General features: G+C 65.2%; 3 protein-coding genes. All 3 read right to left on the bottom strand.

The window, feature by feature from the left end:
- Positions 1-89 precede the first annotated feature (89 nt).
- Positions 90-365, bottom strand: a complete 276-nt coding sequence (locus ABE493_RS19330) for an oxidative damage protection protein (protein ID WP_346501015.1) — start codon at positions 363-365, stop codon at positions 90-92.
- A 17-nt stretch (positions 366-382) separates the two neighbouring features.
- The gene (gene mutY, locus ABE493_RS19325; RefSeq protein ID WP_346501013.1) at positions 383-1,438 is read right to left on the bottom strand and encodes an A/G-specific adenine glycosylase; all 1,056 of its coding nucleotides are present in this window, start codon (positions 1,436-1,438) and stop codon (positions 383-385) included.
- Between the two features lie 161 nt (positions 1,439-1,599).
- The gene (ftsY, locus tag ABE493_RS19320) at positions 1,600-3,042 is read right to left on the bottom strand and encodes a signal recognition particle-docking protein FtsY (RefSeq protein ID WP_346501011.1); all 1,443 of its coding nucleotides are present in this window, start codon (positions 3,040-3,042) and stop codon (positions 1,600-1,602) included.
- Positions 3,043-3,315: the final 273 nt, after the last annotated feature.

Raw genomic sequence — 3,315 nt, 5'->3', positions numbered from 1 at the left:
TAGGGCCCCGGGGGCGGCCGGCGCCTGGCGGGGGGGGGGGTTTGGGGGTTGGGCCTCCGCGGGGTGGGCCGCGCCACTACAGTCTGGTGTCAGTGAGCTTCCGGCGCCACGTAGCCGGCTGGCTTTTCAGCGCCACCAGAGAACAGGTACTTCACCAGTTCTTCTTCAAGGAAGGCGCGGTGCTTGGGATCGCGCGGCGACAAGCGGTTCTCGTTGATCAGCATGGTCTGATGCGCCAGCCATGCAGCCCAGGCCGGCTTGCCGATATTGGCGAAAATGCGCTGGCCCAGTTCACCCGGATAGGGCACGAAATCCAGACCCTCGGTTTCGCGTTGTTCGTACTGGCAGAAGACGGAGCGGGGCATGGTGGAATCCTGTCGAATCAGTGCGCCGGATGCTTGTCCAGCAGTTTGCGGATAGGCGCGGGCAGGCCAAGTGCGGCCAGCTCGCTGCGTGCCACCCAACGTAGATCGGCATTGTCACCGACCTTGGCCTTGAGTGCGACCTTGCGCAAGTGCAAGGGCTGCAGATGCAGGCGGTAATGACTGAAGGTGTGCACGATCAGCGGCAGTTCTTCGGCATTGTCGTAGTTGCCCTTGATGGTGCCGGCAAACCAGTCACGCAACGCGCTGTCGGTGTCGGCCTGCGGCAGGGTCCACAGGGAGGCCCAGATGCCGGTCGGCGGGCGCTTGAGCAGCAGGATGCGGCCGTCGCTGTCCTCCAGCAGCAAGGCGCTGGCCTCACGCTCTGGCAGCACCTTGCTCGGCTTCGGCGTTGGCAATGCATCCACCAGGCCCTGCGCATGCGCGGTACAGCTGTTCTGCAGCGGGCACAGGATGCAGGCCGGCTTTGAGCGCGTGCACAAGGTTGCGCCGAAATCCATCTGGGCCTGGGTGTAATCGGCCATGCGACCGGCAGGCACCTGCGCGACATGGGTTTCGGCCTGCGCCCAGAGCTGCTTTTCGATGACCGGCAGGCCGGGGAAGCCGGCAACGCCGTGATAACGGGTCAGCACGCGTTTGACGTTGCCATCCAGGATCGCGAACGGGTCGTTCCAGGCCTGGCTGAGGATGGCGCCAGCGGTGCTGCGGCCGATGCCGGGCAGGGCAAGCAGCGCATCGAAATCACGCGGCAGTTCGCCACCATGCAGTTCAACGCATTGCTTGGCGGCCGCATGCAGGTTGCGGGCACGCGCGTAGTAGCCCAGCCCGGCCCAATGCGCCATCAGCGTGTCGTTGTCGGTGGCGGCCAGGTCCGCAAGCGTCGGAAACGACTGCACGAAGCGCTGGAAGTACGGGGTGACCGTAGCGACCTGGGTCTGCTGCAACATGATTTCCGACAGCCAGACGCGGTACGGCGAGCGCGGATGCTGCCAGGGCAGATCATGGCGGCCGTGCTGGTCGAACCAGGTAAGGAGTTGGCTGGGGAAGTTGGGCATGGGCTAGCGAGGGCGGTGGCTGGCGCGTCCCTTCTCCCTGCGGGAGAAGGTGCCCCATAGGGGCGGATGAGGGTAAGGCTCTTGTCGTTGATGCTGCGTGGGAGCTTCGCTCTTTCGTACCCTCACCCCAACCCCTCTCCCGGTGGGAGAGGGGCTTCAGATCAAGCGCCCAGCGCCTGCGGCAACAATGCGTCGACGAAGGCTTCGGCATCAAACACGCGCAGATCTTCCGGGCGCTCGCCGATGCCTGCAAAACGGATCGGAATGCCGAATTCGCGGGCCAGCGCGAATACCACGCCGCCCTTGGCGGTGCCGTCCAGCTTGGTCACGACAAGGCCGGTGACGCCTGCAGCCGCATGGAACTGGCGCAGCTGCGACAGCGCGTTCTGGCCGGTGGTGCCGTCGATGACCATCAACACTTCGTGCGGAGCGGTTTCATCGATCTTGCCGAGAACGCGACGGATCTTGCTCAGCTCGTTCATCAGGCCGGTCTGGGTGTGCAGGCGGCCAGCGGTATCGGCGATCAACACGCTGGTGCCGCGCGCCTTGCCGGCCTGCAGTGCGTCGAATGCGACCGAGGCAGCATCTGCGTTCTGACCTTGGGCGACCACGGCCACGCCATTGCGCTCACCCCAGATCTGCAACTGGGCGACGGCGGCGGCGCGGAAGGTGTCGCCGGCAGCCAGCATCAGGCTATGGCCCTGATCCTTGAAGCGCTTGGCCAGCTTGCCGATGGTGGTGGTCTTGCCGACGCCGTTGACGCCGACAGTGAGGATCACGAACGGCTTGGCGTTGGTGTCGATCACCAACGGCTTGGCGACCGGCTGCAGCATGGCGATCAGGTCGGCGCGCAGTGCGGCCAGCAGCGCATTGGCATCGGCAAACTCGCGCGACTTCATGCGCTTGCGCAGGTCTTCGACCAGCGCCGTGGTTGCCGGCATGCCGACGTCGGCGGTGATCAGTGCGGTTTCAATCTCGTCGAGCAGGTCGTCGTCGAGCTTGGGGTTGCGCGAGAACAGGCCGCCGAAGCTGCGGGCGAACGTGCTGTTGCGCAGACGGTCGCGCCAACCGGGCTTGCCAGCCTGTGCGGCAGGCGCTGCATTGGCGGGAATCAGTGCTGCGTCGGAATCGGCGGAGCTGGGTGCGTTGGTTTCGGCTGCGACTGGAGCTGGAGCCGGAGTGGCAGTTGGCAGTGCAGCTGGAGCCGCTTCTTCAGCAACTACAGGAGCAGCAACTACAGGAGCAGCAGTGGGTTCTGTTGGCTGCGCCGCGATTTCGTTGATTGCAGGCGAGGGGGCGATGGCCGGTACTGTGTGAGCGGGGACCGGCACGGTTGCAGCCACGGTTTCCGCTGCGACAGCCTGTTCGACAAGCGGCGCAGGCGTCGCCGCGACTTCGGTCGTTGGCTCCACATGTGCTGCGGGGGCCTCGTTTGCCTGGATCGGTGCTTGCGCGGCTTCGGTCGAGTCAGGTTCTGCCGGCAGCGGCGATTGCGCCGACGGGGCCTGCGGGAAGGCGGCGGCCAGTTCCTCAACGCTCAGCGTGGACGGCTTTGCGGGCTGTTGGGCGTCGTCGGTCTTTTTGCGGCGAAAAAAGCTGAACATGGAGGAAAAAGGCCTGAAATCAGATGTCTATGTTACCACCGGCGGTCAGGTGGCCGGCGGTATGGGCAGTGTGAGCGTTGTTGTTTGAAGCCCCTCTCCCGTTCAGGGGTGTGGGGTTGGGGTGAGGGGGGCTTTTGCGGCTCTACCGGGAAGGCCTCTGCCGAGCATGGCTCGGCACTACAGAGCGCGCGACATCGATGGGGAGGCTTGAGCCCCTCTCCCGTTTGCGGGAGAGGGGTTGGGGTGAGGGGGGCTTTTGGGGCTCTACTGGTA

The sequence above is a fragment of the Stenotrophomonas terrae genome (genome assembly GCF_039674165.1).
Lineage (GTDB): Bacteria > Pseudomonadota > Gammaproteobacteria > Xanthomonadales > Xanthomonadaceae > Stenotrophomonas > Stenotrophomonas terrae_A.
This window is presented reverse-complemented; position numbering and strand designations above follow the sequence as displayed.